Below are 23,926 nucleotides of genomic sequence, written 5' to 3'. Positions count from 1 at the left end.
CTCTATCCATCTATCCCGATCGGAATGCTATACTAGGTTTCGGATTGCTCACCGCACCTCTCGCGTTCTAACGTAAGAGAAATAATGCGGAGGTGGCGAAATTGGCAGACGCACTAGCTTGAGGTGCTAGCGCCGCAAGGCATAGGGGTTCAAGTCCCCTCCTCCGCACCAATCCAAACATTCTGGCTTAAGAAGGTCGTAAAGCAACCCGATGCTCTATTTCGTCCTTATCATTCACGTCATTGTCTCGTTCTTCATCGTCGGTATCATCCTTCTGCAGCAAGGAAGTTCCGCAGATCTCGCCGGTGCCTTCGGCGGACAGGGTTCGCAGACAGCATTCGGCCCCCGCGGCGCGACCACGCTGCTCACCAAGCTCACCGCCTGGTCCGCAGTGCTCTTCATGATTACCTCGATCTCCCTCACGGTCATGCTCTCTCGCTCCAGCGGAGACCATTCAGTCCTCTCAGGTGCAGGTCACCCGGTCACCCAGACCACTCCCAAGAAATAAGCCTTTTGCTTCAGGATTCATCCATGCGCAGGCCAAAAGGCTTGCGCATTTTTCATGTTCCAGCAACAAACCCACGTCATCTCGACGGAAGCGCGCCGGAGTGGAGAGATCCCTGAATTTTGCCGTTGCCTTTCCTGTTTTAAATCCCTTCTTATCCGGTGTAAATCCGTGTTAAGCCTTTAGTCTTTAAGCATGATTCACGAAATCCTGATCGTCGGCCCGCTCCAGTGCAACTGCTCCATTCTCGGCGATGAAACCTCTCGCGAAGCCATCGTTGTCGATCCGGGCGACAATATCTCCCGGATCGTCAGCACCCTCGAAAAGCATCACCTCACGGTCAAGCAGATCATCGTCACCCACGCCCACATCGACCATATCGCCGGGGCGCAACGCCTCAAGCAACTCACCGGAGCGCCCATCCTCTACAACCAGAACGATCTGCCTCTGGTCAAGATGATGGATATCCAGGCGGCTTGGCTCGGCATTCCCACGCCGGAGGTCGCCCCACCCGACGCCAGTCTTGAAGACGGTCAGGTCATCTCTATCTCTGGACTAACCGGCTCCATCCTCCACACCCCGGGCCACACCGAGGGCAGCGTCTGCCTCTATCTCCCCAGGCAATCCCTCGTGCTCGCAGGAGATACTCTCTTCAGCGGTTCCGTAGGCCGCACCGATCTCCCCGGAGGCGACAGCCGAAAACTCATCCAATCGATTCACAACTCCCTCCTCACACTCCCCGACGAGGTCACCGTCATCCCCGGCCACGGCCCGAAGACGTCCATAGGATCCGAGCGCGAATCCAATCCGTTCCTTCAATAAATCAACAACTTATAGAAGAATGCTAATCTATTACTTTATTGCTAGCGCATGAGCTATTTACTCACTTGATTCTCCCCATACAACCCCCAATTCGCTCCATCCCTCCAGCAAACTCGTCCACCGGCCCAATCAAACTAATCACCACCCGACCGTCTTCCGCGATTCCATAGAACGACCCCGGATGCACGATCACCCCCCATTCCTGCAATAACTCCTCTGCCACCTCTCCGCCCCTCGGCAGTCGCAGAATCGCGCACCACCCGGCCTCCAACCGAAGCACCTCCACTCCACTTGCCTCAGCGCGGGCCAGATTCACCCGAACCCTCTCCAGAATCTGTTCCTGAATTCCCTTCCGCTCCTCCAGCCAGAAAGGGAGTGCCATCTGCACCGGCGCGTTCATCGACAGAAACGTATCGGCAATCACCTCCAGCCTTCCCATCGCCTCCCGCTGAACCGCCTCTGGCCCGAATCCGCCAATCCAGGCCACCTTCATCTGCGGAAGCCCCGCGATCTTACTCATCCCACTCAAAACAAACGTCAAAACCGGATGCGGCCCCACCGCAAAACTGACCAACTCCTCCGAATCTGCCCGATGCAGCGAATAATCCAGAAACACCTCGTCCACAATCAAAGCCAACCCATGCCGCGCACAGATCTCCTGCAATCTCTCCCGTTCGACAGCCTTGGTCCCATGTCCTGTCGGATTGTTCGGATGCACCACCACAATCGCCTTGGTACGAGGCCCAATCCCGCGCTCCAGTTCCGCGAAATCAATCCACCACCCAAAGTCATAAAACAGCGGATAGGGCCTCAGCTTCACATCCTCAAGATCAGCCAGAAAATCGAAGAGTGGATAGCTCGGCTGCGCTACCAGCACCTCATCGCCGGCATCGCAAATCAGTCGAAACAGATACCCATACCCCTCGCTGGTGCTTGTAGTCAGCACAAACGCATTGGGATCGACCACCGCTCCATGCTCTCGGTAATATTCCGCCACCGCCGTCCGAGCCAACAGCAATCCCTTCGGGTCGGGGTCATAAACCAAAGCCTCTTGATTACTTAGCGGAGCCAGCCAACCTTCCGCATCATATTCAAACCCGCAAATGGTTGGATTTGAAACAGTTAGATCATAGATCCTGCGTCCGGCAGCCCGCGCCTCACGAATCGCCGCCGCGAAGCCGCTCTCCCCAACATCCCATCCCGTACGCCGAGAAAATCGAAAGTTCACCCACCCATGCTAAATTGCGCTTCGTCTTAAATCCGCCTAAGCATCCGTTTCCCCTACAATAACCATTCAACCTATGAACCCAGTGAATGCAGTCCTCTTCGACTTCGGCCAGGTCCTCTCCCTACGCCCCGACCCCGCCGTCTGGCAGCAGATGCTCACCATCAGCGGCCTCTCCGAAGCCGATCTTCACCGCGAATACTGGGCGCATCGCCATGAGTACGACCGGGGCACCTACACCGGCGAGGCCTACTGGTACAAAGTCGCCGCAGACTCCCACGCGACCTTCACGACCGAGCAGGTCGCCGCCCTCATCGCCGCCGACGTCAACCTCTGGTCCCGCCTCAACCTCCCCATGGTGGAGTGGGCACAGCGCCTGCAACGCGCCGACATTCGCACCGGCATCCTCTCCAACATCGGCGACGCCATGGCAGAAGGCCTCACCGCAAAGTTCGGCTGGATCGCCGACTTCGACCTCTGCATCTGGTCCTACTCCCTAAGGCTCGCCAAGCCCGAAGCCGCCATCTATTACTGTGCTGCCCAGGGCCTTGCTACCCAGCCCTCCGAAATTCTCTTCATCGACGACAAGCCCGAAAACATCGAAGCCGCCCAATCGATCGGCATGCAGGCCATCCAATACAATCTCGATCAGCCCGCATTTGAACAAGAGCTACGCCGCCGAGGCCTCGATTCCCTGCTCAACCTTCCAATGGAAGCTGCGATCTCATAGCATTCCCAAATCGGCACAAAGTCATGACCTTCGTAACGAATTCTTAAAGAAATCAACTCCTCCCCCGCAACACCATGGATATTAAGGGCAGGCTGCAATCAGCGCACCACCGCAGCCAATGACCATGATGAAAACACGATCCTCCCTTCGCCTCATCCTCTGCGTCCTTTGCACTCTCATTCCCGCAACACTCCCAATACCCCTCACCGCCCAGCAAACTCAGCAACTCGTCTTCACCGGCCTCCGCGCCACAGCCAGTCAGGGCCAATTCAATGCCGTCCTCTCCGCGCCCAACGGCGGCGTCTACCTTTTAGTCGATCAGAAAGATGGCGTCCGCCTTCTCAAAACCGACGCCAATGCCACCACTGTTCTCGCCCAGGCACAACTAGGCGCCAAGGGCGACATCGGAGTAGCGATGTCCCTCGATCCCTCGGGCAACGTCTACGTCACCGGAACCTCTACCTCGGGCTCTCTCACCGCAACCTCTGGCGCAGCCTTCCCCAGCCCGGCCGATGCCTCCACCAACTCGTTCATCGCCAAGTTTGACGCCAACCTGAATCCTCTCTTCGTCACCTTCACCGGCAGCGGACGCACCGCCGCCACATCAATCACTGCTACCCCCGACGCCGTCTTCATCACCGGCAGCATCTTCAACGCAAATCTCCCCGTCACTCCTTCCGCCTTCATCCAAAACCCAGCCACAGGGAGCACGCAAAGCGGCTTCGTCGAAAAATTCAACGCCACCGGAACCACGCTGCTCTACGCCACCTATCTCAGCGGAGCCAACGGCAATACCGCTCCCGCGGCGATCGCAGCGAACACCTCCGACAACGCCTACATCGCCGGATACACCACCTCCCCTGGCTACCCCACCCTCAACGCCCTCGTCCCCGAGATGCTCGGCACCAACTCCGGCTTCCTCACCAAACTTACCCCCACCGGAAGCGGGATCTCCTTTTCCACCTTCATTCCCGGCAACGGCATCTCCTCCCTCGCGCTCGACCCCGCCGCCCAAAATCTCCTCCTCTCCGGCACCATCGCCCTCGGCCAATTCCCCATCGCCACCGTTACCACGCCGCTGGTCAACACCACCTACCAAAGCCTGCTGCGCATCCCGCTCGATGGCAGCACCGTCCTATCCTCCGTCCTCCTCGCCCCGGGCACGCAATCCTTCATCGCGGACACGTCGAGCGGCGACACATGGGCCACAGGAAACCTCACCACTCCACTCCTTCCCATCCCAGCCCTCTCGACCACGGGCAACAGTTTCGCCCTGCGCGTCACACCGCAAAACACTATCGATCAGACGCTACGCTTCGGCGGCCTTCCCACTACAAACCCCTCATACGCCAGCGCCCCGGTCACCCTCACCTCACTCACTACGGACACCACCGGCCAACCGATCTTCGCCGGAGCCGTAACTCCCACCGCCAGTTCGAGCCTCCTCCCCACCCAGACCTACGACCTCTCGCTCTACAACGCACCCACCGCCGCTCTCCCTTCCAACATGCGCGACGCCGTCCTTGCTCCCGGCACCTGCACCGGAAGCCTCTGTGCCGGATCAGCCGCCTACCTCACCAAAGTCAATCCCGCCACAGCAGCCCCCAGTCTTGCCCTCTCCACCGACGACTCTCCAAACATCACTCTACGCAACCTCGGCGGCATCGCCGCCACCGACCTGCAACTCACCGCCAGCGGATTCACCCTCGCCACCAACTGCGCCCCCACCCTCAACCCCGGAGCCGAGTGCAGCATATCCCTCAACGGCTCCGGCCCCGGCTCGCTCACCGCGCAAGCCGCCAACGCCACCACCCAAACTGCAAATCTCCCCGCATCAACGACCTCTCCAAACCCAATCGTCTTCTCTCCCAAAGAGCTGGACTTCGGTATCCAGACCGCCTCAAGCCCCGCCGCCACGCGCATCGTTACCCTCACCAACCTAAGCCAGCAAAGCCAAACCGTCGCGACCTCCACCACAGGCGGCTCCCAATTCACCGAGCAATCCAGCGACTGCACGACCAACGGCACAGCGAAGCTGCTCCCCTCAGGCGCAAACTGTCACATTACCATCGCCTTTATCGCCTCCAATGATTCCGCCAACGACGGCCCCATCCAGTCCAACTGGACCATCGGCTCCCGCAGCCTCCTCCTCACCGGCTACTCTCAAGCCGAATCTCTCAATCTCTCCGCCACCGAGATCGACTTTGGCACCCAATACACCGGAGGCATCCGCCTCCCGCGCTATCTCTACCTCTCCAACAACTCCGCCGCCACCATTCCGCACACCGCCGTCACCATTCCTGGCCCTTCCCCATTCACTCTCTCCGACCGCTGCCCCAGCCAACTCCTCCCCCACACCGTCTGCCAGATACAACTCAGCTACCTCTCCCCAAAATCTCCCTCCGATGACTCCATCACCCTCTCGCTCGACGAAGGCCTCATCGTCCTCGTAAACGGCAAAACCCTCCCGCCCCCCGGAGCCAGCGGAGCCACCGTCAACCCCAACCTCACCGTCTCTCCGACGACTCTCAACTTTCCCAACGCCATTCCCGTCACAGCCACGTCCAGCACCACGCAGACCGTCACCATCGGCAATACCGGAACCCTGCCCATTCCACTCGCACTCGCCCTCACCGGAGACTTTACCCAGGCCACTGATTGCACCGCCTCCCTCCCGGGCCACACCACCTGCAAGGTAGTCATCACCTTCGCCCCCTCGCAACCCGGAACCCGGCAGGGCCTGCTCTCCGTCACCGCAGGCAGCGGAACCACGCCTGCCTATGTTGCCCTCAGCGGCACAGCCACTCCCATCCTCGGCACCAATAACGGCAACGTCGACTTCGGCAACGTCATCACCGGTGAGCCCGCCGTCCAGTGGTACAAGATCACGCAATCCTTCCCCACCCTCACCGCCGCCACCTCAAGCCCCGCCTTCAAAGCCCTCCTCGTCGAAGACATCGGCTACGGCCATGGCCAGCCCCCTGCCTCCGCCTTCACCACTACGGCCACCGGCCCCTGCACCAACTGCTGGCTCGGCCTGCAATTCACTCCACCCACCACCGGCCCGCAGACCGCCGCCGTTGCCCTCTCCTCCAGCACCAGCGGCAACGCCTACCCTCTCACCCTCACCGGCAACGGCCTTCCCCTCACCGGACTCGTCCTCACTCCCATCACCAACGACTTCGGCCCCATCCCCATCCACAGTGCCAGCGCCCCCACCCTCTTCACCCTCACCAACCTCACCAACGCAACCGTCACCATCGCCCCACCCGCCATCACCGGAGACTTCGGCATCAGCAACGCCCCCACCGGAGGCGCACCCTGCAGCGCCATCCTCGCGCCTACCGCGTCCTGCTTCATCGAAGTCGCCTACACGCCTACAGCCGCAGGCTCCGAGACCGGAACCCTCACTATTCCAACCAGCGCCAACACCGTCACCGCTCCTCTCACCGGCTTCGGCGCACCCGACCCCGGCCTCTCCCTCACGCCCAACACCCTCACCTTCAACCCCGTCCCCGGCATCACGGCCACGCAGCAAACCATCACCCTCAAAAACACAGGAACCGCCATCCTCCAGATCGCCACGCCCACCGTCGCCACAGCCAATTTCACCGCCACCACCACCTGCACCACCCTCTCCCCCGCAGCCACCTGCACCGTCACCATCACCTTCACTCCCGGCACTGCCAACGCAACCGACACCCTCACCATCCCGGTCACCAGTTCACTCACCGGAGCCGCCACCTACACCGTCCCTCTCACCGGCGCCTACACTACCGACAACTCCGGGCTCCAGATCATCGCCGCCGAGGCCAACTTCGGTCCGCAGGCCACCGGAACCACCGGCATCACCCGCCAGTTCACCATCAACAATCTCACCGCCAAGTTCCTCACCCTCGCGCTCGCCCTGCCCCGCCAGTTCGTCCTCTCCACTCCACCCTGCGCCGCACTCGCACCTAACGCAAGCTGCAACTTCTCCGCCACTTTTCTTCCCCTCGTCAGCGGCGACGTCACCGGAACCGTCTTTGCCCAGGCCACCCCTACCGATGGCAGCGCGACCATCACCAGCCTGGGCTACGTCGAAGGCTACGGCCTCGGCTCCGGCAACCTCAGCATCACGGGCAATCTGACCCCCACCGGCGGCGACGGCACCCTGCTTAACTTCGGCCAGGTCGCATCCGGGCAATTACTCAGCGAGACACTCACGCTCACCAATTCCGGCACCGCCCCCATCACCATCCGTCGCATCACCACCGAGTGGCCCTTCCTCAGCGCAACGACCTGCGGCGCGGCCCTCGCTCCCAGCCAGACCTGCACCGTCACCGTCACTTACTCGCCGCTCAATCAGGCAGCCACCGGAACAGTCTCTCCTCTCTCCAACACCGACACCGGATCGCTCGTCATCGAAAGCGATGCCCTCACCAGCCCCGACCTCGTCGATCTCACTGGAACCGCCGCCCCGATTCTCGTCAGCGTCCCCGACAACAGCGCCCCGCTCGTCGCCTATATCGCCTCAGAAAGCTCCCTCGCCTTCGCCGCCACCGCCGTCGGCAATATCTCCGCTCCCCACACCGTTACCCTCACCAACACCGGAACCCGCACCCTCCACATCACTGGCCTTCAGACCACCCCCGACTTTACCTCCTCCAGCACCTGCAACACTCTCGTCTCCGGATCAAGCTGCACGCTCACCGTAAACTTCACGCCCCAACTTCCCGGCACTCGCATCAGCGCGCTCGAAATCACCTCCGACGCCAGCACCGCGCTCGATTTCATCAGCCTCGTCGGCACTGCAAACCCATCCAGCCTCAACTTCTCTCCCACTTCGCTCGACTTCGGCACCCTCCTCGTCGGCAGCACGACGACCCTTCCCCTCACAGTCACCAATACCAGTTCCGCCCCGGCAATCTTCAACGGCATCAGCGTCACCGGAGACTACACGCTAAGCGGAACCTGCCCCGCGCCCGGAGGCGCACTCGCTGCAGCCGCAATTTGTACCATCGACGCCGCCTTCACCCCCACCCAATCCGGACCGCGCATCGGAACCATCAAGGTAGCCAGCTCCCTCTCGACCCTTCCCCTCACCGTCCAGCTCACAGGCGTGGGAGCGCAGTCGCACCTTCAGGCCAACCTCGCGTCGCTCGACTTCGGAAGCATCTTTCTCGGCACCTCGGCAGACCTCACGCTCACCCTCAGCAACTCTGGCAACATCCCCATCACCAACCTCGCCCTGGCTCTCACCGGCGACTACGTCGTCACCAACCCCTGCGCCATCACCACCCTTAACGCGGGCGCCAGCTGCTCCATCACCCTCGCTTTCACGCCAGCCACTTCAGGCGTCCGCGCAGGAACCCTCACCGTCACCAGCTCCGACGTCAACTCCCCCATGAAGCTCCCTCTCACCGGCACGGGAGTTCCCAACGGCAGCTTCACCCTCACCGCCAACGGCAACCCCACCTCCAGCGCCACGGTCAAGAGCGGCGACCCCGCCACCTATCCGCTCACTCTCACTCCGCAAAACGGCTTCAGCGGCACCATCATCCTCAATTGCACCGCCATCACCCCGGGCCAATACGCAACCTGCGGGCTGCAGCCCTCCAGCATCGCCATGAAAGGAGCCGTCCAGAACACCACCGCCACCCTCAATACCATCACCACCGCCAACGCCACCACCGCGCAAACCACGCACCCCTTCCATGAAGGCACACTCCTCTGCCTCCTTCCCACCGCTCTTATCTTCTTCTGGAGAACTCGCCCCACCAGTGCCCGCACCAAACTCTGCGCCATGGTCCTCGCGGCAGCCACGCTGCTCACCCTCAGCGGCTGCGGCAGCGGAGGCAGCATCAATCCACCCGATGCATCTCTCCTCCGAACGCCCCCCGGCACCTACCAATACCAGATCACCGCCACCTCAACCAGCGGCCCCAAACTCAGCCAAACCGTCACCCTTAACTTGACCGTTCAGTAGGCCTAAACCTTCACGCCAACCGGCACCGGAACCTGCTCTACAATCTCAATCCCAAATCCCTGCAGAGCTGGCACATGCGTAGGTGTATTGGTCAGCAGCCGGATCTTATGAATCCCCAGATCGGACAGAATCTGCCCCCCTAGCCCCACCTGCCGCAGCGTCCTCTGCGTCCGGTCATCACCCCGTTCGCGAGACCGCTGTTCGCGATGCAGAGCCACCCGCGCAGGCACCGTCCCACGATCGATGCCAAAACCTTTGGTTCCATTGTGCAGGTACACCAAAGCACCCCGGCCTGTCTCGGCAATGATGCGCAAAGAGTTCTCGACCACCGCCCTGCAATCGCAAAGCGTCGTCGAAAACACATCCCCCGCCAGGCAGTGCGTATGCACCCGCACCGTCACCGGCTCATCGCCAGCCACATCGCCGTACACCAGCGCCACATGCGACTCGCCGCCCTCCACCTCGCTCTCATAAGCGATCATGCGAAACTCGCCATGCGCCGTCGGCATCAGCGACTCCGCAACGCGATGAATATACCGCTCATTCTGCAACCGGTACCGAATGAGGTCCGCTACCGTCACCATCTTGAGCCCATGCAGTTCGCAGAACTTTATCAGATCCGGGACACGCGCCATGGTCCCGTCTTCATTCATGATCTCGCAGATCACGCCCGCCGAAATCAGTCCGGCCATCCGCGCCAGATCGACCGAAGCCTCGGTCTGCCCCGCCCGCACCAGCACGCCGCCCTTCCGCGCTCGCAGCGGGAAAACATGCCCCGGCCGCGCCAGATCCTGAGCCGTAGAACCCGGATCGATCGCCACGCGAATCGTATGCGCCCTGTCCGCCGCGGAGATTCCCGTAGTCACGCCTTCCCGAGCCTCGATGCTCTCGGTAAATGCCGTGCCAAATCGCGAAGTATTCTCCTGCGTCATGGGCCCCAGCCGCAGATAATCCGCCCGCTCTTCTGTCAACGTCAGGCAAATCAAACCGCGCCCAAACCGTGCCATAAAGTTGATGGCCTCAGGCGTAACAAACTCCGCCGCCAGGGTAAGGTCGCCCTCGTTCTCGCGGTCCTCGTCGTCGACGACCACCACCATTCGTCCAGCCCGTATCTCCGCGACCGCCTCGGCAACATCGGCAAACATCGACTACCTCCAACCCTGCACTACTTTCGACTCAACTCATCATACGTTCGACGCAAAAAAGAAACGCCGCCATTTTCAGGCGGCGCTTATCGCTCCAGACTACTGCTTACAGAGTCGACTCAATCTCAAAGCCCCAGGCCTCCAGCAGCGCCTCGGGGATATATTTGGAATTCTTGTTGCGCCGGGCCCACTCACGCAGCCGGGTCGACCGGATGTACTGGTCGGGTGTCAATTTGAACTCTTTCACAACCTGCTCGAACGATGTAACCGTTGGCACAACTGGCCCTATCGGCTCAGGCTTGCCCCAGTTCGGGTTTCCGCGACGCTTTGCCATATCTGTTCAGTACCTCTTCTAATGTCTAATTAATCCCATCGCACTTCGTGCGGCGATTTAAGGGAAATTGACGCTGTATTCATTCTATGGCATTTATCCTCATAAATCAAGCATTTCCCTGCCATTCTTCACGATTTCGAACAAAGTCACCCACTCTGCGATATCTTTCTAAGCGAAGCCAATCGCTCTCTTTCGGCGACGCTAATGATCCGGTCATCCGTTCCTCCAGGCAGGCGGGCATCTTTTTCGACACACCGTCCGTCTATGCCATCAAGTCCACCTGTGATCCGACCACTTTTGCAAGATCAACCGGCATGTGAGGCAATCTCAATGAGCACACCCCCCTGCTCCCCTCTCGATGAAGAACTCCTCGAAAACGAGTCAGACTCTTCCGACAGCGAAATCTCCCGCCGCACCTTCGTCAAAGCCGCAGGCATCCTAAGCGCCGGAGTCGCCACCGGCCTCCCCCGCATGGCCGAAGCCGAGGCCGCCCAAACCGCCGCCGCCAGCGTCCCCCAGACGATCTCCGTCACCCTCAAGGTCAACGGCAAATCCGAGGCCCTCACCCTCGACACTCGCACCACCCTGCTCGACGCCCTCCGCGACCACCTCGATCTCACCGGCAGCAAAAAGGGTTGCGATCATGGCCAATGCGGAGCCTGCACCGTCCTCATCGACGGTCGCCGGGTCAACAGTTGCCTCACTCTCGCCGCCGTAGCCAACGGAGCCGAGATCACCACCATCGAGGGCCTCGCCGACGGCGACAATCTCAGCCCCGTGCAAGCCGCCTTCCTTGAGCATGACGCCTTCCAGTGCGGCTACTGCACCCCCGGCCAGATCTGTTCCGCCACCGCTCTGCTCACTGAGCAGAAGCACGGCACTCTAAGCACCGTCTCCTTCGAGACCGGAAACCTCAGCAACCCTCAGCTCACCGACAATGAGATCCGCGAGCGCATGTCCGGCAACATCTGCCGCTGCGCCGCCTACCCCAACATCGTGGCCGCCGTCCGCGCGGCGCAGAGAGCCAGCGCATGAACCCCTTTACTTACCAACGCGCCACCGCCCCCGAAGAAGCCATCCATGCCGCCTCCGCCCGCGATGCAAAGTTCCTCGGCGGCGGCACCAACCTCATCGACCTGATGAAGGACGGCGTAGAGCATCCAGCCACGCTGATCGACATCAACCACCTCGATCTCACCCAGGTCACCACCACATCCACCGGCGGTGCCCTCATCGGCGCCCTCGTCCGCAACAGCGACCTCGCCAACCACGAGATGATTCGCCACAACTACCCATTGCTTTCCCAGGGCCTCCTCAGCGGAGCCTCTCCGCAACTGCGCAACATGGCCACCACCGGCGGCAACCTCCTCCAGCGAACGCGCTGCTACTACTTCATGGACACAGCCTTCCCAGCCTGCAACAAGCGCAACCCCGGCTCTGGCTGTGCAGCCATCCAAGGCTTCAACCGCATACACGCCATTCTCGGCGCAAGCGAAGACTGCATTGCCACCAACCCCTCCGACATGAACGTAGCCATGGCCGCTCTCAACGCCACCGTCCACGTCCAAGGCCCCAAGGGCAAACGCACCATCCTCTTCGCCGAATTCCACCGCCTCCCCGGCAAGACTCCGCAGATCGAAACCAATCTCAAGCCCGACGAGCTCATCACCGCCGTCGAACTTCCCGCGCCCAGATTTGCAAAAAACTCCTGGTACCTCAAAGTCCGCGACCGCCAGAGCTACGCCTTCGCGCTGGTCGCCGTAGCCGCCGGCCTCGAAATGAACGGCAACACCATCAAATCAGCCGGCCTCGCACTGGGCGGAGTAGCCCACAAACCCTGGCGGTCCCTCGAAGCCGAGAAATCTCTGGCCGGTGCAACAGCCAGTCCCGAAGCCTTCAAGAAAGCCGCCGACCTCGCCGTAGCCGGAGCCCACCCCTACGAGCACAACGCCTTCAAGATCGAACTCGCCAAACAGAGCATCGTGCGCGCCCTCACCCTCGCCGCGCAAGGAGCACAAGCATGATCGACACTCCGCTAGAGCAGCAGCCCGAGCGCCAGCTCGACCACCGCTACGACGCCTTGGCCAAGGTCACCGGCCGTGCGAAATACGCAGCCGAGTTCCCCGTCAAGAACGTCGCCTATGCCTACATCGTGCAGGCGACCATCCCCGCCGGAACCGTAGCCGCCATCGACGACGCAGCCGCCACCCGCGCCTCCGGTGTCCACAGCATCCTCACCCCGTTCAACGCACCGAAACTCGCAGAGCTAGGCAACGTCAACGTCCTCCAGGACACGACCGTCTATTACAGTGGCCAGCCCATCGCCGTCGTCGTCGCCCGCTCCCTGCCCGAGGCTCGCTCCGCCGCCGCGCTGCTCCACATCACCTACAAGGAGCAGCCCGCAAAGCTTGACTTCGAAGGTCTCCTCAAAGAGGCACGCCCGCCCAAACGCGGCGGCACCTCCCGCCGTGGAGATCCAGACGCCTCCCTCGCCAAAGCCACCGTTACCATCGAGCAGACCTACTCAACGCCCGTCCAGAACCACAACCCGATGGAGCCTCACGCCACCATCGCTGCATGGGACGGCGATAAGCTCAACGTTTACGATGCAACGCAAGGCATCACCAGCGTTCAGCAGGGACTGGCCCGCGCCTTCTCCATCCCGCAAACCAACGTCCACGTCGAATGCCCTTACACCGGCGGCGGATTCGGCTGCAAGGGCTACGTCTGGTCGCACACCATTCTCGCGGCCATGGCGGCCAAAGTCGCTCAGCGTCCCGTAAAGCTCGTCCTCGATCGCGACCAGATGTTCGGCCCCGTAGGCTCGCGCCCCAATACCCGCCAGCACATCAAGCTCGCCGCCTCGTCCGACGGCAAGCTCCTGCTCCAGCAGCACGACTCCACCTGCTACACCTCGTTCATCTCCGATTGGGTTGAGAGCGCCGCCAACCCAACCACGCTGCTCTACGACAGCGAATCGCTCTCGGTCAGCCACCTCGTCGTCCCCCTCAACCTCGGCATGGGCACCTGGATGCGCGCCCCCGGCGAAGCCACCAACAGCGTCGCCCTCGAAATCGCCTTCGATGAGCTGGCCGAAAAACTCAACATCGATCCCATCCAGCTCCGCCTCGCCAACTACGCCGAAAAGGATCCTCGTAACGGCAAGCCCTGGTCGAGCAAGCATCTCCGCGAAGCCTACGCCCAGGCCGCCGAGCGCTTCGGCTGGTCCAAACGCAATACGCAGCCCGGTCAACTCCGCGAAGGCAACAAGCTCATCGGCCACGGCATGGCCACCGCCAACTACGGAGCCGGTCGCTCTCCCTCCTCCGCCGTAGTCCGCATCCTTCCCAACGGCCGCCTCTTCGTCGGCATCGGAACCCAGGACCTCGGCACCGGCACCTACACCATCCTCGCCCAGGCCGCAGCCCTCGCCTTCTCCATCGACCCCTCGCTGGTCGATGTCAAACTAGGCGACACCAACCTCCCCCGCTCCGGCGGCTCCGGCGGATCGACCACCGCCGCCTCCGTCTGCCCTGCCGTCTACGAAGCCGCATCCCAGGCCAAGCTCAAACTCGCGCAACTCGCGGTAGCCGACACACAGTCTCCCCTCCACGGAGCCACCGCCGAAGACCTCGAAGCCAAAGACGGCAAGCTCTTCCTCAAATCCGCACCCGATAAATCCGAGACCATCACCGCTCTCATCGCCCGCAACGGCGGCACTCCCGTCGAAGCCACCGCCACCAGCGAACTCGCCAAAGACCGCGACAGCTTCACCTCCCACTCCTGGGGAGCGGTCTTCGCCGAGGTCGCCGTCGACGCCGACACCCACATGGTCCACGTACGCCGCGTCGTCGCCACCTACGACATCGGCACCCTGCTCAATGACAAGACCGGTATCAACCAACTCACCGGCGGCATCGTCTGGGGCATCAGCATGGCCCTCCACGAACAGGCGCTCATCGACAAGAAATATGGCCGCACGGTCAACGAAAACTTCGCCGAATACCACGTCCCCGTCAACGCCGACGTAGGCGAAATCGACGTCACCTGCCTCAACATTCCCGACTACAGGTTCAACCCTCTCGGCGCACGCGGCATCGGCGAAATCGGCATCACCGGCACCGCCGCCGCTATTGCCAATGCCATCTACAACGCCACCGGCAAACGCGTCCGCGACCTACCCATCACTCTCGACAAACTCATGACCGCATGAACCCAACCAAACCGGATGCCCCATCTTCGCGACGGCTTCATCGTCGCTAGAGCAAATGAGCAGTTCGCGTAGAGTCGGGCCGTGCCTCTTGGTTGTCATTCCCGAAGGGAATCTGCGTTTGCCTTCCATTCCCACTGTTGCGGGTCCTAGTCCGGTCAGGGACATCGGACCCGAACAACAGGGAATCTTACATTTCCCTGCTCGATCAAGGCTTAGTGTGTACTCGCTTGGCGTTGCCGCTCTCCAGCACACCAGGTCCTTCGTAGAGCATCATGGCCTCTTGGCCATCCTGGACGAGAACAAAAAACAGATCTGATTGAACGCCTCCGGTAAATTGCAGATGAGTTGTGCCGGTGCAATCCGCATTGATCTGGTAAGTGCCAGTGAACTGCGCGTCAGAGACCTGCCCTCCGACGGTCTGCTTTCCTGAACCGGTGATGTTGCCACTTCCGTCGGACGTCAAGACCCCGGCGACGATGTAGCCCACACCACGAGCAAGGTTGTTACCCTGCAGGGTGAATCCGTACGTGCCGTTGAGATCTTGAAGCTTGCACGTTTGGTTCGGCTGGCCAAATGCCTGCCCTGCGCAGAGAATTCCGCAGGACGCGAGTGTAACAACGAGTCGACCTAAATTTGAAGAGATATTGCCTCCTAAAAAACTTCACAGCGATTACTTAGAGGCCCGCTTCCATCTCGGGGTTGGATGTGGCATCCACGAGTATTGCTGAGGTTCAATCCCTAACCACGTCGAGCACTATCCTCGGAGCCCGCAAGCTTTGGGCCCCCACGTACGCGCTGGGAAGGGGGAAATAAGGCCGAGCTACCTCTTGGGGCGCTCTAGAAATCCACGTCCGGCGAGAATCGCCGGCATAGCCTTTTCTATCCGAGCCACTCGCGTCGACCCCTGTTTCGCCGCAGCGAAGTGGTACAAATATCCCCGTTGGCGCCCTGGCGTCAATGCAAGGAAAGCTTTCTTGAACCGCGGATCGCTCTGGAACTTTGCCTTCAACTCCTCCGGTACCGGAAAATCCTCGGTCTTCTTCCTCTCCACCCGCAGACCGGCCTTCTCAATGGCCATCGCCTCACGCACGTAAGCTCTGATCGTCGCAGCCTTGGAAATGATCTCCTCGGCAACGGCGAACTTCATCACTCGTCCCGCCTGCGTCTGCCCCAATTGCACTAGAAGTTTCTTTGGATCCTTCAGCAACGCTCCTTGAAAGAACCCCAAGGCAAAGAATTCTTTAAACCCTTGCAGGATGACAACATTATTTCCGTTCACGGTGTAGGTGGGCTTTCCCCACTTGCACTCTTCCTTCATGGCGAACTCGGCAAGCAACCGTCGCATCTCCACAATCTCTTTCGTCCAGCGCTCTCGATAAGCCATCTCCATCGCACCATCCATTCTGTCCAGACAATGCTAACCGGCAACTCGGCAGTTATTGTGTGGTTGATAATCCAACGGAGCGGCATCCGCTAGAGCAAAGTAGCAGTTCGCGTAGAGTCGGACGTGCCTCTTGCTTGTCATTCCCGAAGGGAATCTGCGGTTGCCTTCCTCCACACCAACAGCAACTCCGATTTAGGCAACCTGTCAAGACCCACTTTTTTGCAACCTAAACAAAACAAAGAAGATAAACTTGTTTTAAATTGCAAAACAGTTTCCACCGATCCAATAGAATAGAAGCAGGTTGAAAAGGCCCGGTCCAATAACCGGGGCTTCTCTTTTTTAAGAACTCCAACATCATTCAAATGAATGACTTACAAGCAACATCTTTAGAATGAAGACTTTGCAAAATAAGCTGTTTAGATGCAAGACTTTGAGACCAAAAGTACAGGGGGGGTATACCCGGATCAAGAGAGAAGGGAGGAAGCCGGAGGAGAAGCCAAGCCATCCAGAAATTTACTGAGCCTGCCGATAGATTCTCAATTCCGCCCAGCCGCACCTGAAAATCTATCGCGCAAACAATCCGCGTTATCCGCTGTATCCTAAGAACGTGGCCACCTCCGCGACAACCGATCAAGTCCTCGCCCCGGCGAAGCCACACACCCTGCTCAGCGATTACGCCACCCTCTTCAAGCTCCGCGTCTCCGCCATGGTCGTCATCACTGCCGGAGCGGGCTTCTATCTCGGCAGCCTGCACAGCGGGATCAGCCCCTTCCACGCCGGTCTCATCGAAGCCATCGCCGGAATTGCGGTCGTCACCTGTGGATCGGCAGCGCTCAATCAGGCTCTCGAGCGCCGCACCGACCATCTCATGCGCCGCACCGCCAGCCGTCCCATGGCTGCCGGACGCATCGGCCTTGCTCACGGCCTGATCCTCGGATTCGCCGCCGTCTTTCTCGGCTCGCTCTATCTCGCCTACACAACAAATTTATTAACCGGAACTCTGACCCTCCTCACCGCGATTCTGTACGTCGGCATCTACACGCCGCTCAAGCGCTTCACCGTCATCAACACCTTCATCGGAGCCTTTCCCGGAGCGCTTCCGCCGCTCATCGGCTGGACCGCAGCTCGCGGAATCATCGAGTGGCCCGGCGTCGCGCTCTTCGCCATCCTCTTCATCTGGCAGTTCCCGCACTTCATGGCCATCGGCTGGATGTACCGCGAAGACTACGCCCGCGCCGGAATTCGCCTCACTCCCACCCAGCCCGACGCGCAGGACGCCGCGCGCAGCACCGTCATTCAGTCGCTTTTCTACGCCGTCCTGATGATTCCAGTCAGTGTCTGGCCGACCTGGCTCGGCATTACAGGAATTCCTTACGCCATCGCCGCAAGCATTCTCAGCGCCGGATATCTCTTCTACACCATCCGCTTCGCCCGCATCACCCGCAATCCGCTCGCCGACGAATCGCGCCGCTACGCCCGCGATCTTCTTCACGCCTCGATCATTTATCTGCCACTGCTGATGGCCGCGCTGATGTTGAACGCGCAAGGACGCCTGCTCTTCTAATGACGACCCCGACTCCAACGACGACACAAAGCACACTCTCTACCAGCAACGATCTGCGCACGCCGCCCGCGACCATCGCCATTATCATCGCTGTCAGCGTTCTGGCCAGCGCCTTCATCTGCTGGCTCGTCTACTTCCACACTCCAACTGACGTTGGCAGGACTCATCTCCACTCGCTGCCTCTGGTCAACGCCGTCCTGAACGCGCTCTCCACCATCGCGCTGCTCTTCGGCTACCGCTTCATTCGCAGCCGACGCATCCCGCAGCACCGCGCCGCCATGTTCACGGCATTTTTCTTCTCCACTATCTTTCTTGGCTCTTATCTGGTGAATTTCGCCCTCCACGGCGAAACCCGCTTCAACCGTCTCAGCGCGTGGTGGCCCTTCTATTGGAAACTCCTCGCCTCCCACATCATTCTCTCTACCATCGCGCTCCCGCTCATCCTGATTACCTTCTTCCTCTCGCTGACCGGCCGCTTCCCTGCCCACAAACGCATCGCCCGCTACACCTTCCCGATCTGGCTCTATGTCTCCGTCACCGGAGTCATCGTCTACGCCATGCAATCCCTGATTCACTGAGCCAACCCCTATGCAACCAGACACACGCACGCTTCTCCGCTCCGGCATCGGCATCTTCTCGACAGGAATCCTTGCGGCCCTGCTGACCATCACGCTCTTCGGCGGCGTCAGCCATCAGGGTCCGCACACCGACGCGGGCTGGCTCGCACTGATGCTGGCCATGGGCTGCCTCCCCACCGGCCTGTTGACCCTCATCCTCGCCGTCGCGAAAGTCATGGGCGACCACCGCCGCCAATGAGGCTGCTGAAAAACGCATCCTCATCTGCTATCCTCAACCTTCAAAACCAGTAATGAACCGGAGCATCCCTTATGGCAAAGAGCGTTAATAAAGTCATCCTTCTTGGCAATGTCGGCAAAGATCCCGAGATCCGTGCGACCGCCGGCGGCATGACGGTCGCCAACTTCTCTATCGCCACCACCGACCGCATCAAAGGTCAGGACGGCCAGTACACCGACAAAACCGAATGGCATAACCTAGTCGCCTTCCAGCGCACTGCCGAGATAGTCCGCGACTACGTCAAGAAGGGTAATAAGCTCTACGTCGAAGGTCGACTGCAGACCTCGTCCTGGGACGACAAGGCCACAGGCCAGAAGAAATATAAGACCGAAATCATCGTCAGCGATCTCTCCCTCCTCTCTGGAAAAGGAGAAGGCGGCAGCGAAGGAGGCGGGGGCTACACCAAATCAAACACCGCCAGCTACGATCAGCGCACGCCTGCATCTCAACCCGACTACGCAGACCAAGGCATCACCGACGACGACATCCCCTTCTAGAATCGGTCTTGGATTTCGGTTTATTTACTTGACATAGAGGGCTTAAACTGGGGGAGGAGAGGCAGGCCGCTCCTCCCCCAGCAATATAGAAATAAAAGATTTCGATCTTGGCACTCTGTATCTGAAAATTCAATTCCGATACAACTACCCGAATCTCGGGCGATCTGCCTGAGCGTGGAAGACCTATAACTGCGAGGCAGCCTCTGCCGATTCCACTGACGGATAGGTCTTGAGAATCTGGTCTACTTTCGTCATTTCAAGCAGTGCCTGAACTCTTTCGTTCACTCCCGCGATAAGAAATTCGCGGTGATTGTTCTGTGCCGAAACGTAGTAATTCATCAGCACACCGAGCCCCGCCGAATCCATATAGGGAACATTGGTCAGATCAAGAATCAAACAGGACGGTTTCAATCCTCTAAGCAAACTCTGAAAGTCAAACAGGTTGCCGAGCAACAACGGTCCATTCAGAGTCAGGATAAGCATGCCGTCTTTAGCGCCATCGCAGGAGCTATACGTCAATTCTCGATCTTGCATACCCTGGAGTATAGAGATCAGTAATCAAATCATTTATTACAACGTAATGAATATTCTCACACAGCTTCCCGAGCCACGCTGCTGAATGCTCTCGACCCGGCGCGCATGGACGACCTCGTTGTTTGGATACCAGAGCGGGATACCCGGTAGATTTGTATTCCACGATGTTGAATTACCTGTTTCCTCCTTCACCAAAGGTCGTCATCTCGCTCACGGAGGAGAAACCTGCTTCTCCTGCGCCACTCTTTTCCAGCCGAGACGCTAAAATGGTTCTCAATGATTGATCTAGGGTTTATGCGGGCAAACCTGCCCCTTGTGGAGGAAAAACTGCGCGCCCGGGGCATGGATCCCGCCGTCGCGCTTGGCAATTTCGCCGAAACTGACCAGCAACGCCGCGATGCCATCACCCGCGTCGAGACGCTGAAGGCCCAGCGCAACAAGCTCACCGAAGAGATCGCCGCCCTCCGCCGGGCAGGCTCGGACGCCACCGCTCAGACCGAGCAGACGCGCACTCTCAAAGCCGAAGCTGAATCCCTCGAAGCCACGGCAACAGCAGCCGACGAGCGCTTGCGCGAGATGATGCAGACCCTGCCCAACCTGCCGCAGGATGACGTTCCCCTCGGCAAGTCCGAGCACGACAACCGCATCGAAAAGACCTGGGGCGAACAGCCCGCCTTCGACTTCCCCGCCAAGCCTCACTGGGAGTTGGGCGAGGCCCTCGGCATCCTCGACTTCAACCGCGCCGCCAAGATCTCCGGCTCACGCTTCGTCGTCCACTTCGGCCAGGGAGCGCGCCTCGAACGCGCCCTCGCCAACTTCATGCTCGACCTCCACACGCGCGAGCACGGCTACACCGAAGTCCTCCCGCCCTACATGGTCAACTCGAAGTCGCTCTTCGGCACCGGCCAGCTTCCCAAGTTCGCCGAAGACCTCTTTCACTGCGAAGACAAGGATCGCCCCTACGAACCGGGCCAATATCAGGACTCCGACCACTGGCTTATCCCGACCGCCGAAGTCCCGGTCACCAACCTCTTTCGCGACGAGACCCTCGACGAGGCGCAGCTCCCCATCTCCTTCTGCGCCTACACTCCCTGCTTCCGCAGCGAGGCCGGCAGCTATGGAAAAGACGTTCGCGGCATGATCCGCCAGCACCAGTTTCAGAAGGTCGAGCTGGTCAAGTTCGCCAAGCCCGAGAACTCCAACGCAGAGCACGAGCGCCTCACCCGCCACGCCGAGACTGTGCTGGAACGCCTCGGTCTTCCCTACCGCCGCATGCTGCTCTGCACCGGCGACATGGGCTTCTCTTCGGCCAAGACCTACGATCTCGAAGTCTGGCTCCCCGGCCAGAATCTTTACCGTGAGATCTCCTCCTGCTCTAACTTTGAGGCCTTCCAGGCGAGGCGCGCCAACATTAAATACCGTCCGACCGGTGCCAAGAAAGGTGAATTTCTTCACACGCTGAACGGCAGCGGCCTCGCCGTAGGACGCACCTATCTTGCCATCCTCGAAAACTACCAGCAGGCCGACGGCACCATCCGAGTCCCCGAAGCGCTCGTCCCATATATGAACGGTGATACAGTCATCGGCAAACAGCAAGGCAGGAGCTGACGCGATGATTAAACTTCTTCGCAACTATCTCTTCTGGACCTACGAGCGCGGCAGCTTCCACTACGACGTCATGGTGACCCTGATCCTGCTCTTCCTCTTCGTCGGGCCAAGATTCATCGATTTCAAAGACAAGCCGGTCGAAACTGTCGCTTTGCAATCGAGCGAAGTCCTCGTAAAGGCGGCGGGAAGCAACGAGGAAGGCAACCTCTTCGTTTATCAGATCCGTGCCGAAGACATGCACGGAGCGGCTACCGACAGCGACCGTCAGGCTGCCATTCTCCGCGTGATCGAACCCATCTCGGGCGGCGTCACGCTGGAGCGCTACGAGGCCGTTCACGACGCCCAGGGCAAGACCATCGCCTACAACGCCTGGGTGCTTCGCTAGCGTCGAAATCATCCGCAAGTATCCTCAACGCAACACGACTCATCCAATCAACGGGAGTAATAAAACGAATGCAGATTTTCCGCCGTGTAGCCGCAACGCTTCTCATTCCTGCCGCCGCGCTTCTTATCACTCCGGTTTCCTCATTCGCTCAAAGCAAGCCCGCAGACCTGAACACCGTCCTCCATCAGATGGATCAGGCAAGCACAAAGTTCAAATCGGCAGAGGCCGACTTCCGATGGGACATCTACGAGCGCGTCGTCAAAGAGACGACCACCCAGAACGGCACCATCTACTTCCTCAAAAACAGCTCTACCTTGCAGATGGGCGCGAAGATCAATCCCCCGACTGCGAAGGTCATCGAGTATAAAAATGGCAGCCTGCAACTCTTCGATCCCGGCTCCGATCACCTTACCGTTATGAGCGCGGGAAACAAGCAGGCACAGTATGAGAGCTTCCTCACTCTCGGCTTCGGCGGCAGCGGCACCGATCTCGCCAAAGCCTGGGACATCACCGATCAAGGCACCGAACCCATCAACGACGGCTCCAAAATGGTGACCACGACCAAGCTCAATCTCGTTTCGAAAGACCCCAACGTGCGCAACATGTTTACCCACGTCATCATCTGGGTCGATCCGGCGCGCGGCATTTCCTTGAAGCAGCAGTTCTTTACACCGTCGGAAGACGAGCGCACCACTTACTTCACAAACATCCGCTACAACCAGCCTGTTAATACGAAGCCCTTCGCCATCAAGACCGACAAGAAGACGACAGTCGATCGGCGCTAGGCCGCGAAAACACCATCGCCGACCAGACAAAGATCACGGGGAAGAACTCCAGCGTATAGCGCGGCTCCGAGTTATCGAGCGTCAGCAGCACAGCGCACCGCAGGATCACAAACCCCATCATCGACCATGCCAGCGCGGGATTTCCATTCCATTTGCGCCGGTGCCAAAGCCAGAACCCAACGCCGCCCAGCACGAGATAGGCAAGATTCAACCCCGCATAGCCATAAGCAAATAAGCTCTTCGCCGGATGCGCCCAGCGCCACCAGTTCAGTGGAATCGGCATCATCTCGGTCCGGGGCCGCAGCGCCATGTCCAGCAGGCGGGCCACCGGCAATGCAACATAGTATCGGACCGGATCGTCCTGAATCCGTTCTTCCGCAAGCTTCCCAAATTGCGCGTCAATAGCAGGGGTGGCATTGTCGGTCTGGTTATAGTCGTTCAGCAGCGCATTGGTACGCTCATATTGCGCCTCTGAATCGAAGGCCCGCGACGGCACATCCCCAATGTCGATCCCAGCATCATCGTAGTTCCAATAGACAGCTTCGGTCGAAGCAAATTCGATGCCCCAGCTTCGATACCATCGCTGAAAGCCCAGCGGCACCAGCTCTCCCGGATCGGTGGCATAGCGAGGAGCCAGCGGCTGTATCACATGAAACGTCTCCCAATTCCGCACCGTCCAAGGAGCCAGCGGAAGCACCATGCATACAGCCGCCAGAGCCACTGGCCAGACCGAACTCACACCGCGCCCGGGAACCCAGGCCAGCCAGACCATCGCAGCAAGCACCGCAACTGCAAGCAGCCCCTGCTCCGGCCTTAGCAGAACCGCATAAGCAAGCGCAAAAGTAATCAACCAGAGCCATCGGTTCGGCCCATGCGAGGTCGTCCGCCAGCGCTCCAGCCCATAGAAGGCAAGCGCAACACAGGTCAAACTAAGAGTCTCCGTCAACGGAGCGGCAACATAGTTCGCCGTAAAAGGACAGAGCGCAGCAAGCCACAGCGCGACCACCGCAGCGCGACGTCCGAACAAACGCCCAGCTAGCGCACTCACTACAAGGCATGTCAACAGGTCGATGATGCTCTGCACCACCATCACAGCCGTATAGTGCTCCATTCCGAAGACACGAAAACACGTCGCCAGAAAGAGCGGATAGCCTGGCAACCGAATCAGTGTCGCCCGCGGCATCACGCCCACTTGTGTGAATCCATAGACGCCATGCTCCAGCCAGTTCTTGGCGATGTCACCATACAGCAGCGTGTCGCCATCGATTCGCGCCAGATGGGCGATGAACCACAGCCGCAGGGCAAACCCCAACATCAGCGGCAGCGCCACCCACAGCCATACCAGTCGTCTTCTACGAGTCATGTATGTGAA

General features: G+C 59.9%; 21 protein-coding genes and 1 tRNA gene. 15 read left to right on the top strand and 7 right to left on the bottom strand.

Annotated elements, in window-relative coordinates:
• Positions 1-86 precede the first annotated feature (86 nt).
• From P4G45_RS07895 to P4G45_RS07885, 3 genes are all read left to right on the top strand, one after another.
• Positions 87-171 (top strand) — tRNA-Leu (locus P4G45_RS07895).
• 40 nt (positions 172-211) lie between these two features.
• Positions 212-508, top strand: coding sequence for a preprotein translocase subunit SecG (gene secG / locus P4G45_RS07890; protein WP_348269125.1), 297 nt, complete (start codon positions 212-214; stop codon positions 506-508).
• 192 nt (positions 509-700) lie between these two features.
• Positions 701-1,327, top strand: a complete 627-nt coding sequence (locus P4G45_RS07885; protein ID WP_348269124.1) for an MBL fold metallo-hydrolase — start codon at positions 701-703, stop codon at positions 1,325-1,327.
• A gap of 61 nt (positions 1,328-1,388) precedes the next feature.
• Here P4G45_RS07885 and P4G45_RS07880 read toward each other — a convergent pair whose 3' ends face one another.
• Positions 1,389-2,555 (bottom strand): pyridoxal phosphate-dependent aminotransferase, encoded by a 1,167-nt coding sequence (locus P4G45_RS07880; RefSeq protein WP_348269123.1) that lies wholly within the window; start codon positions 2,553-2,555, stop codon positions 1,389-1,391.
• 73 nt (positions 2,556-2,628) lie between these two features.
• Here P4G45_RS07880 and P4G45_RS07875 point away from each other — a divergent pair, with 73 nt between their 5' ends.
• Both P4G45_RS07875 and P4G45_RS07870 read left to right on the top strand, forming a co-directional pair.
• Positions 2,629-3,282 carry an HAD family phosphatase gene (locus tag P4G45_RS07875; protein WP_348269122.1) on the top strand — a complete coding sequence of 218 codons (654 nt, stop codon included), beginning with the start codon at positions 2,629-2,631 and terminating at the stop codon, positions 3,280-3,282.
• A gap of 124 nt (positions 3,283-3,406) precedes the next feature.
• Positions 3,407-9,250, top strand: a complete 5,844-nt coding sequence (locus P4G45_RS07870) for a choice-of-anchor D domain-containing protein (protein WP_348269121.1) — start codon at positions 3,407-3,409, stop codon at positions 9,248-9,250.
• 2 nt (positions 9,251-9,252) lie between these two features.
• Here the strand turns inward: P4G45_RS07870 and ribB are convergent, their stop codons facing one another.
• Together ribB and P4G45_RS07860 are read right to left on the bottom strand one after the other, a co-directional pair.
• A complete protein-coding gene (ribB, locus tag P4G45_RS07865; RefSeq protein ID WP_348269120.1) occupies positions 9,253-10,395 on the bottom strand; it encodes a 3,4-dihydroxy-2-butanone-4-phosphate synthase in 1,143 nt (380 codons plus the stop codon).
• Positions 10,396-10,501: 106 nt separating this feature from the next.
• Positions 10,502-10,729, bottom strand: a complete 228-nt coding sequence (locus tag P4G45_RS07860) for a hypothetical protein (RefSeq protein WP_020713518.1) — start codon at positions 10,727-10,729, stop codon at positions 10,502-10,504.
• 330 nt (positions 10,730-11,059) lie between these two features.
• Between P4G45_RS07860 and P4G45_RS07855 the strand changes: the two genes are divergently transcribed.
• From P4G45_RS07855 to P4G45_RS07845, 3 genes are read left to right on the top strand one after another with little or no spacing between them, the layout of a single operon-like run.
• Positions 11,060-11,764 (top strand): 2Fe-2S iron-sulfur cluster-binding protein, encoded by a 705-nt coding sequence (locus P4G45_RS07855; RefSeq protein WP_348269119.1) that lies wholly within the window; start codon positions 11,060-11,062, stop codon positions 11,762-11,764.
• The gene (locus tag P4G45_RS07850) at positions 11,761-12,753 is read left to right on the top strand and encodes a xanthine dehydrogenase family protein subunit M (RefSeq protein ID WP_348269118.1); all 993 of its coding nucleotides are present in this window, start codon (positions 11,761-11,763) and stop codon (positions 12,751-12,753) included. Before P4G45_RS07855 ends, P4G45_RS07850 begins: the two co-directional genes overlap by 4 nt.
• On the top strand, positions 12,750-14,942 hold the full coding sequence (locus P4G45_RS07845) for a xanthine dehydrogenase family protein molybdopterin-binding subunit (protein WP_348269117.1): 2,193 nt from the start codon (positions 12,750-12,752) through the stop codon (positions 14,940-14,942). The genes P4G45_RS07850 and P4G45_RS07845 overlap by 4 nt, the downstream gene beginning before the upstream one ends.
• Before the next feature lie 205 nt (positions 14,943-15,147).
• Here P4G45_RS07845 and P4G45_RS07840 read toward each other — a convergent pair whose 3' ends face one another.
• Positions 15,148-15,405: a hypothetical protein gene (locus tag P4G45_RS07840; RefSeq protein ID WP_348269116.1), complete on the bottom strand. Its 258-nt coding sequence runs from the start codon at positions 15,403-15,405 to the stop codon at positions 15,148-15,150.
• Between the two features lie 357 nt (positions 15,406-15,762).
• Positions 15,763-16,326 carry a YdeI/OmpD-associated family protein gene (locus tag P4G45_RS07835; RefSeq protein WP_348269115.1) on the bottom strand — a complete coding sequence of 188 codons (564 nt, stop codon included), beginning with the start codon at positions 16,324-16,326 and terminating at the stop codon, positions 15,763-15,765.
• Positions 16,327-16,933: 607 nt separating this feature from the next.
• On the opposite strand from P4G45_RS07835, the gene cyoE reads away from it, so the two are divergent.
• The 4 genes from cyoE (at position 16,934) to P4G45_RS07815 (ending at position 19,242) form a co-directional block, all read left to right on the top strand.
• Entirely contained in the window at positions 16,934-17,890 is a 957-nt protein-coding gene (gene cyoE, locus P4G45_RS07830; RefSeq protein WP_348269114.1) for a heme o synthase, read from the top strand.
• Positions 17,890-18,468 carry a DUF420 domain-containing protein gene (locus P4G45_RS07825; protein WP_348269113.1) on the top strand — a complete coding sequence of 193 codons (579 nt, stop codon included), beginning with the start codon at positions 17,890-17,892 and terminating at the stop codon, positions 18,466-18,468. Before cyoE ends, P4G45_RS07825 begins: the two co-directional genes overlap by 1 nt.
• A gap of 10 nt (positions 18,469-18,478) precedes the next feature.
• Complete coding sequence (locus P4G45_RS07820; RefSeq protein ID WP_348269112.1) at positions 18,479-18,706, top strand: hypothetical protein; 228 nt, start codon at positions 18,479-18,481, stop codon at positions 18,704-18,706.
• A 71-nt stretch (positions 18,707-18,777) separates the two neighbouring features.
• Positions 18,778-19,242 (top strand): single-stranded DNA-binding protein, encoded by a 465-nt coding sequence (locus P4G45_RS07815; protein ID WP_348269111.1) that lies wholly within the window; start codon positions 18,778-18,780, stop codon positions 19,240-19,242.
• Positions 19,243-19,425: 183 nt separating this feature from the next.
• Here the strand turns inward: P4G45_RS07815 and P4G45_RS07810 are convergent, their stop codons facing one another.
• The gene (locus P4G45_RS07810; RefSeq protein ID WP_348269110.1) at positions 19,426-19,725 is read right to left on the bottom strand and encodes an STAS domain-containing protein; all 300 of its coding nucleotides are present in this window, start codon (positions 19,723-19,725) and stop codon (positions 19,426-19,428) included.
• A gap of 327 nt (positions 19,726-20,052) precedes the next feature.
• Between P4G45_RS07810 and serS the strand changes: the two genes are divergently transcribed.
• The 3 genes from serS (at position 20,053) to P4G45_RS07795 (ending at position 22,554) form a co-directional block, all read left to right on the top strand.
• Positions 20,053-21,384: a serine--tRNA ligase gene (gene serS, locus P4G45_RS07805; protein WP_348269109.1), complete on the top strand. Its 1,332-nt coding sequence runs from the start codon at positions 20,053-20,055 to the stop codon at positions 21,382-21,384.
• A 4-nt stretch (positions 21,385-21,388) separates the two neighbouring features.
• Positions 21,389-21,769, top strand: coding sequence for a hypothetical protein (locus tag P4G45_RS07800; RefSeq protein ID WP_348269108.1), 381 nt, complete (start codon positions 21,389-21,391; stop codon positions 21,767-21,769).
• A 68-nt stretch (positions 21,770-21,837) separates the two neighbouring features.
• Positions 21,838-22,554, top strand: coding sequence for an outer membrane lipoprotein-sorting protein (locus P4G45_RS07795; protein ID WP_348269107.1), 717 nt, complete (start codon positions 21,838-21,840; stop codon positions 22,552-22,554).
• On the opposite strand, the gene P4G45_RS07790 is transcribed toward P4G45_RS07795, so the two are convergent.
• The gene (locus P4G45_RS07790) at positions 22,517-23,917 is read right to left on the bottom strand and encodes a glycosyltransferase family 39 protein (protein ID WP_348269106.1); all 1,401 of its coding nucleotides are present in this window, start codon (positions 23,915-23,917) and stop codon (positions 22,517-22,519) included. The two genes, P4G45_RS07795 and P4G45_RS07790, sit on opposite strands and share 38 nt — an antisense overlap.
• Between the last annotated feature and the right edge of the window lie 9 nt (positions 23,918-23,926).

It is taken from the genome of Edaphobacter paludis (assembly GCF_039993895.1).
In the GTDB taxonomy this organism is placed as follows: domain Bacteria; phylum Acidobacteriota; class Terriglobia; order Terriglobales; family Acidobacteriaceae; genus Edaphobacter; species Edaphobacter paludis.
Note: the sequence above shows the minus strand (reverse complement) of the source record. Positions and strands in the feature narration are given on the sequence as shown.

Excerpts from the sequence above, each read along its gene's own strand:
- P4G45_RS07855 (WP_348269119.1), top strand. The coding sequence starts at position 11,060 with ATGAGCACACCCCCCTGCTCCCCTCTCGATGAAGAACTCCTCGAAAAC.
- P4G45_RS07845 (WP_348269117.1), top strand. The coding sequence starts at position 12,750 with ATGATCGACACTCCGCTAGAGCAGCAGCCCGAGCGCCAGCTCGACCAC.
- P4G45_RS07875 (WP_348269122.1), top strand. The coding sequence starts at position 2,629 with ATGAACCCAGTGAATGCAGTCCTCTTCGACTTCGGCCAGGTCCTCTCC.
- P4G45_RS07860 (WP_020713518.1), bottom strand. The coding sequence starts at position 10,729 with ATGGCAAAGCGTCGCGGAAACCCGAACTGGGGCAAGCCTGAGCCGATA.
- ribB (WP_348269120.1), bottom strand. The coding sequence starts at position 10,395 with ATGTTTGCCGATGTTGCCGAGGCGGTCGCGGAGATACGGGCTGGACGA.
- secG (WP_348269125.1), top strand. The coding sequence starts at position 212 with ATGCTCTATTTCGTCCTTATCATTCACGTCATTGTCTCGTTCTTCATC.
- P4G45_RS07850 (WP_348269118.1), top strand. The coding sequence starts at position 11,761 with ATGAACCCCTTTACTTACCAACGCGCCACCGCCCCCGAAGAAGCCATC.
- P4G45_RS07800 (WP_348269108.1), top strand. The coding sequence starts at position 21,389 with ATGATTAAACTTCTTCGCAACTATCTCTTCTGGACCTACGAGCGCGGC.
- serS (WP_348269109.1), top strand. The coding sequence starts at position 20,053 with ATGATTGATCTAGGGTTTATGCGGGCAAACCTGCCCCTTGTGGAGGAA.
- P4G45_RS07870 (WP_348269121.1), top strand. The coding sequence starts at position 3,407 with ATGATGAAAACACGATCCTCCCTTCGCCTCATCCTCTGCGTCCTTTGC.
- P4G45_RS07825 (WP_348269113.1), top strand. The coding sequence starts at position 17,890 with ATGACGACCCCGACTCCAACGACGACACAAAGCACACTCTCTACCAGC.
- P4G45_RS07810 (WP_348269110.1), bottom strand. The coding sequence starts at position 19,725 with ATGCTTATCCTGACTCTGAATGGACCGTTGTTGCTCGGCAACCTGTTT.
- P4G45_RS07820 (WP_348269112.1), top strand. The coding sequence starts at position 18,479 with ATGCAACCAGACACACGCACGCTTCTCCGCTCCGGCATCGGCATCTTC.
- P4G45_RS07795 (WP_348269107.1), top strand. The coding sequence starts at position 21,838 with ATGCAGATTTTCCGCCGTGTAGCCGCAACGCTTCTCATTCCTGCCGCC.
- P4G45_RS07885 (WP_348269124.1), top strand. The coding sequence starts at position 701 with ATGATTCACGAAATCCTGATCGTCGGCCCGCTCCAGTGCAACTGCTCC.
- P4G45_RS07835 (WP_348269115.1), bottom strand. The coding sequence starts at position 16,326 with ATGGCTTATCGAGAGCGCTGGACGAAAGAGATTGTGGAGATGCGACGG.
- P4G45_RS07790 (WP_348269106.1), bottom strand. The coding sequence starts at position 23,917 with ATGACTCGTAGAAGACGACTGGTATGGCTGTGGGTGGCGCTGCCGCTG.
- P4G45_RS07815 (WP_348269111.1), top strand. The coding sequence starts at position 18,778 with ATGGCAAAGAGCGTTAATAAAGTCATCCTTCTTGGCAATGTCGGCAAA.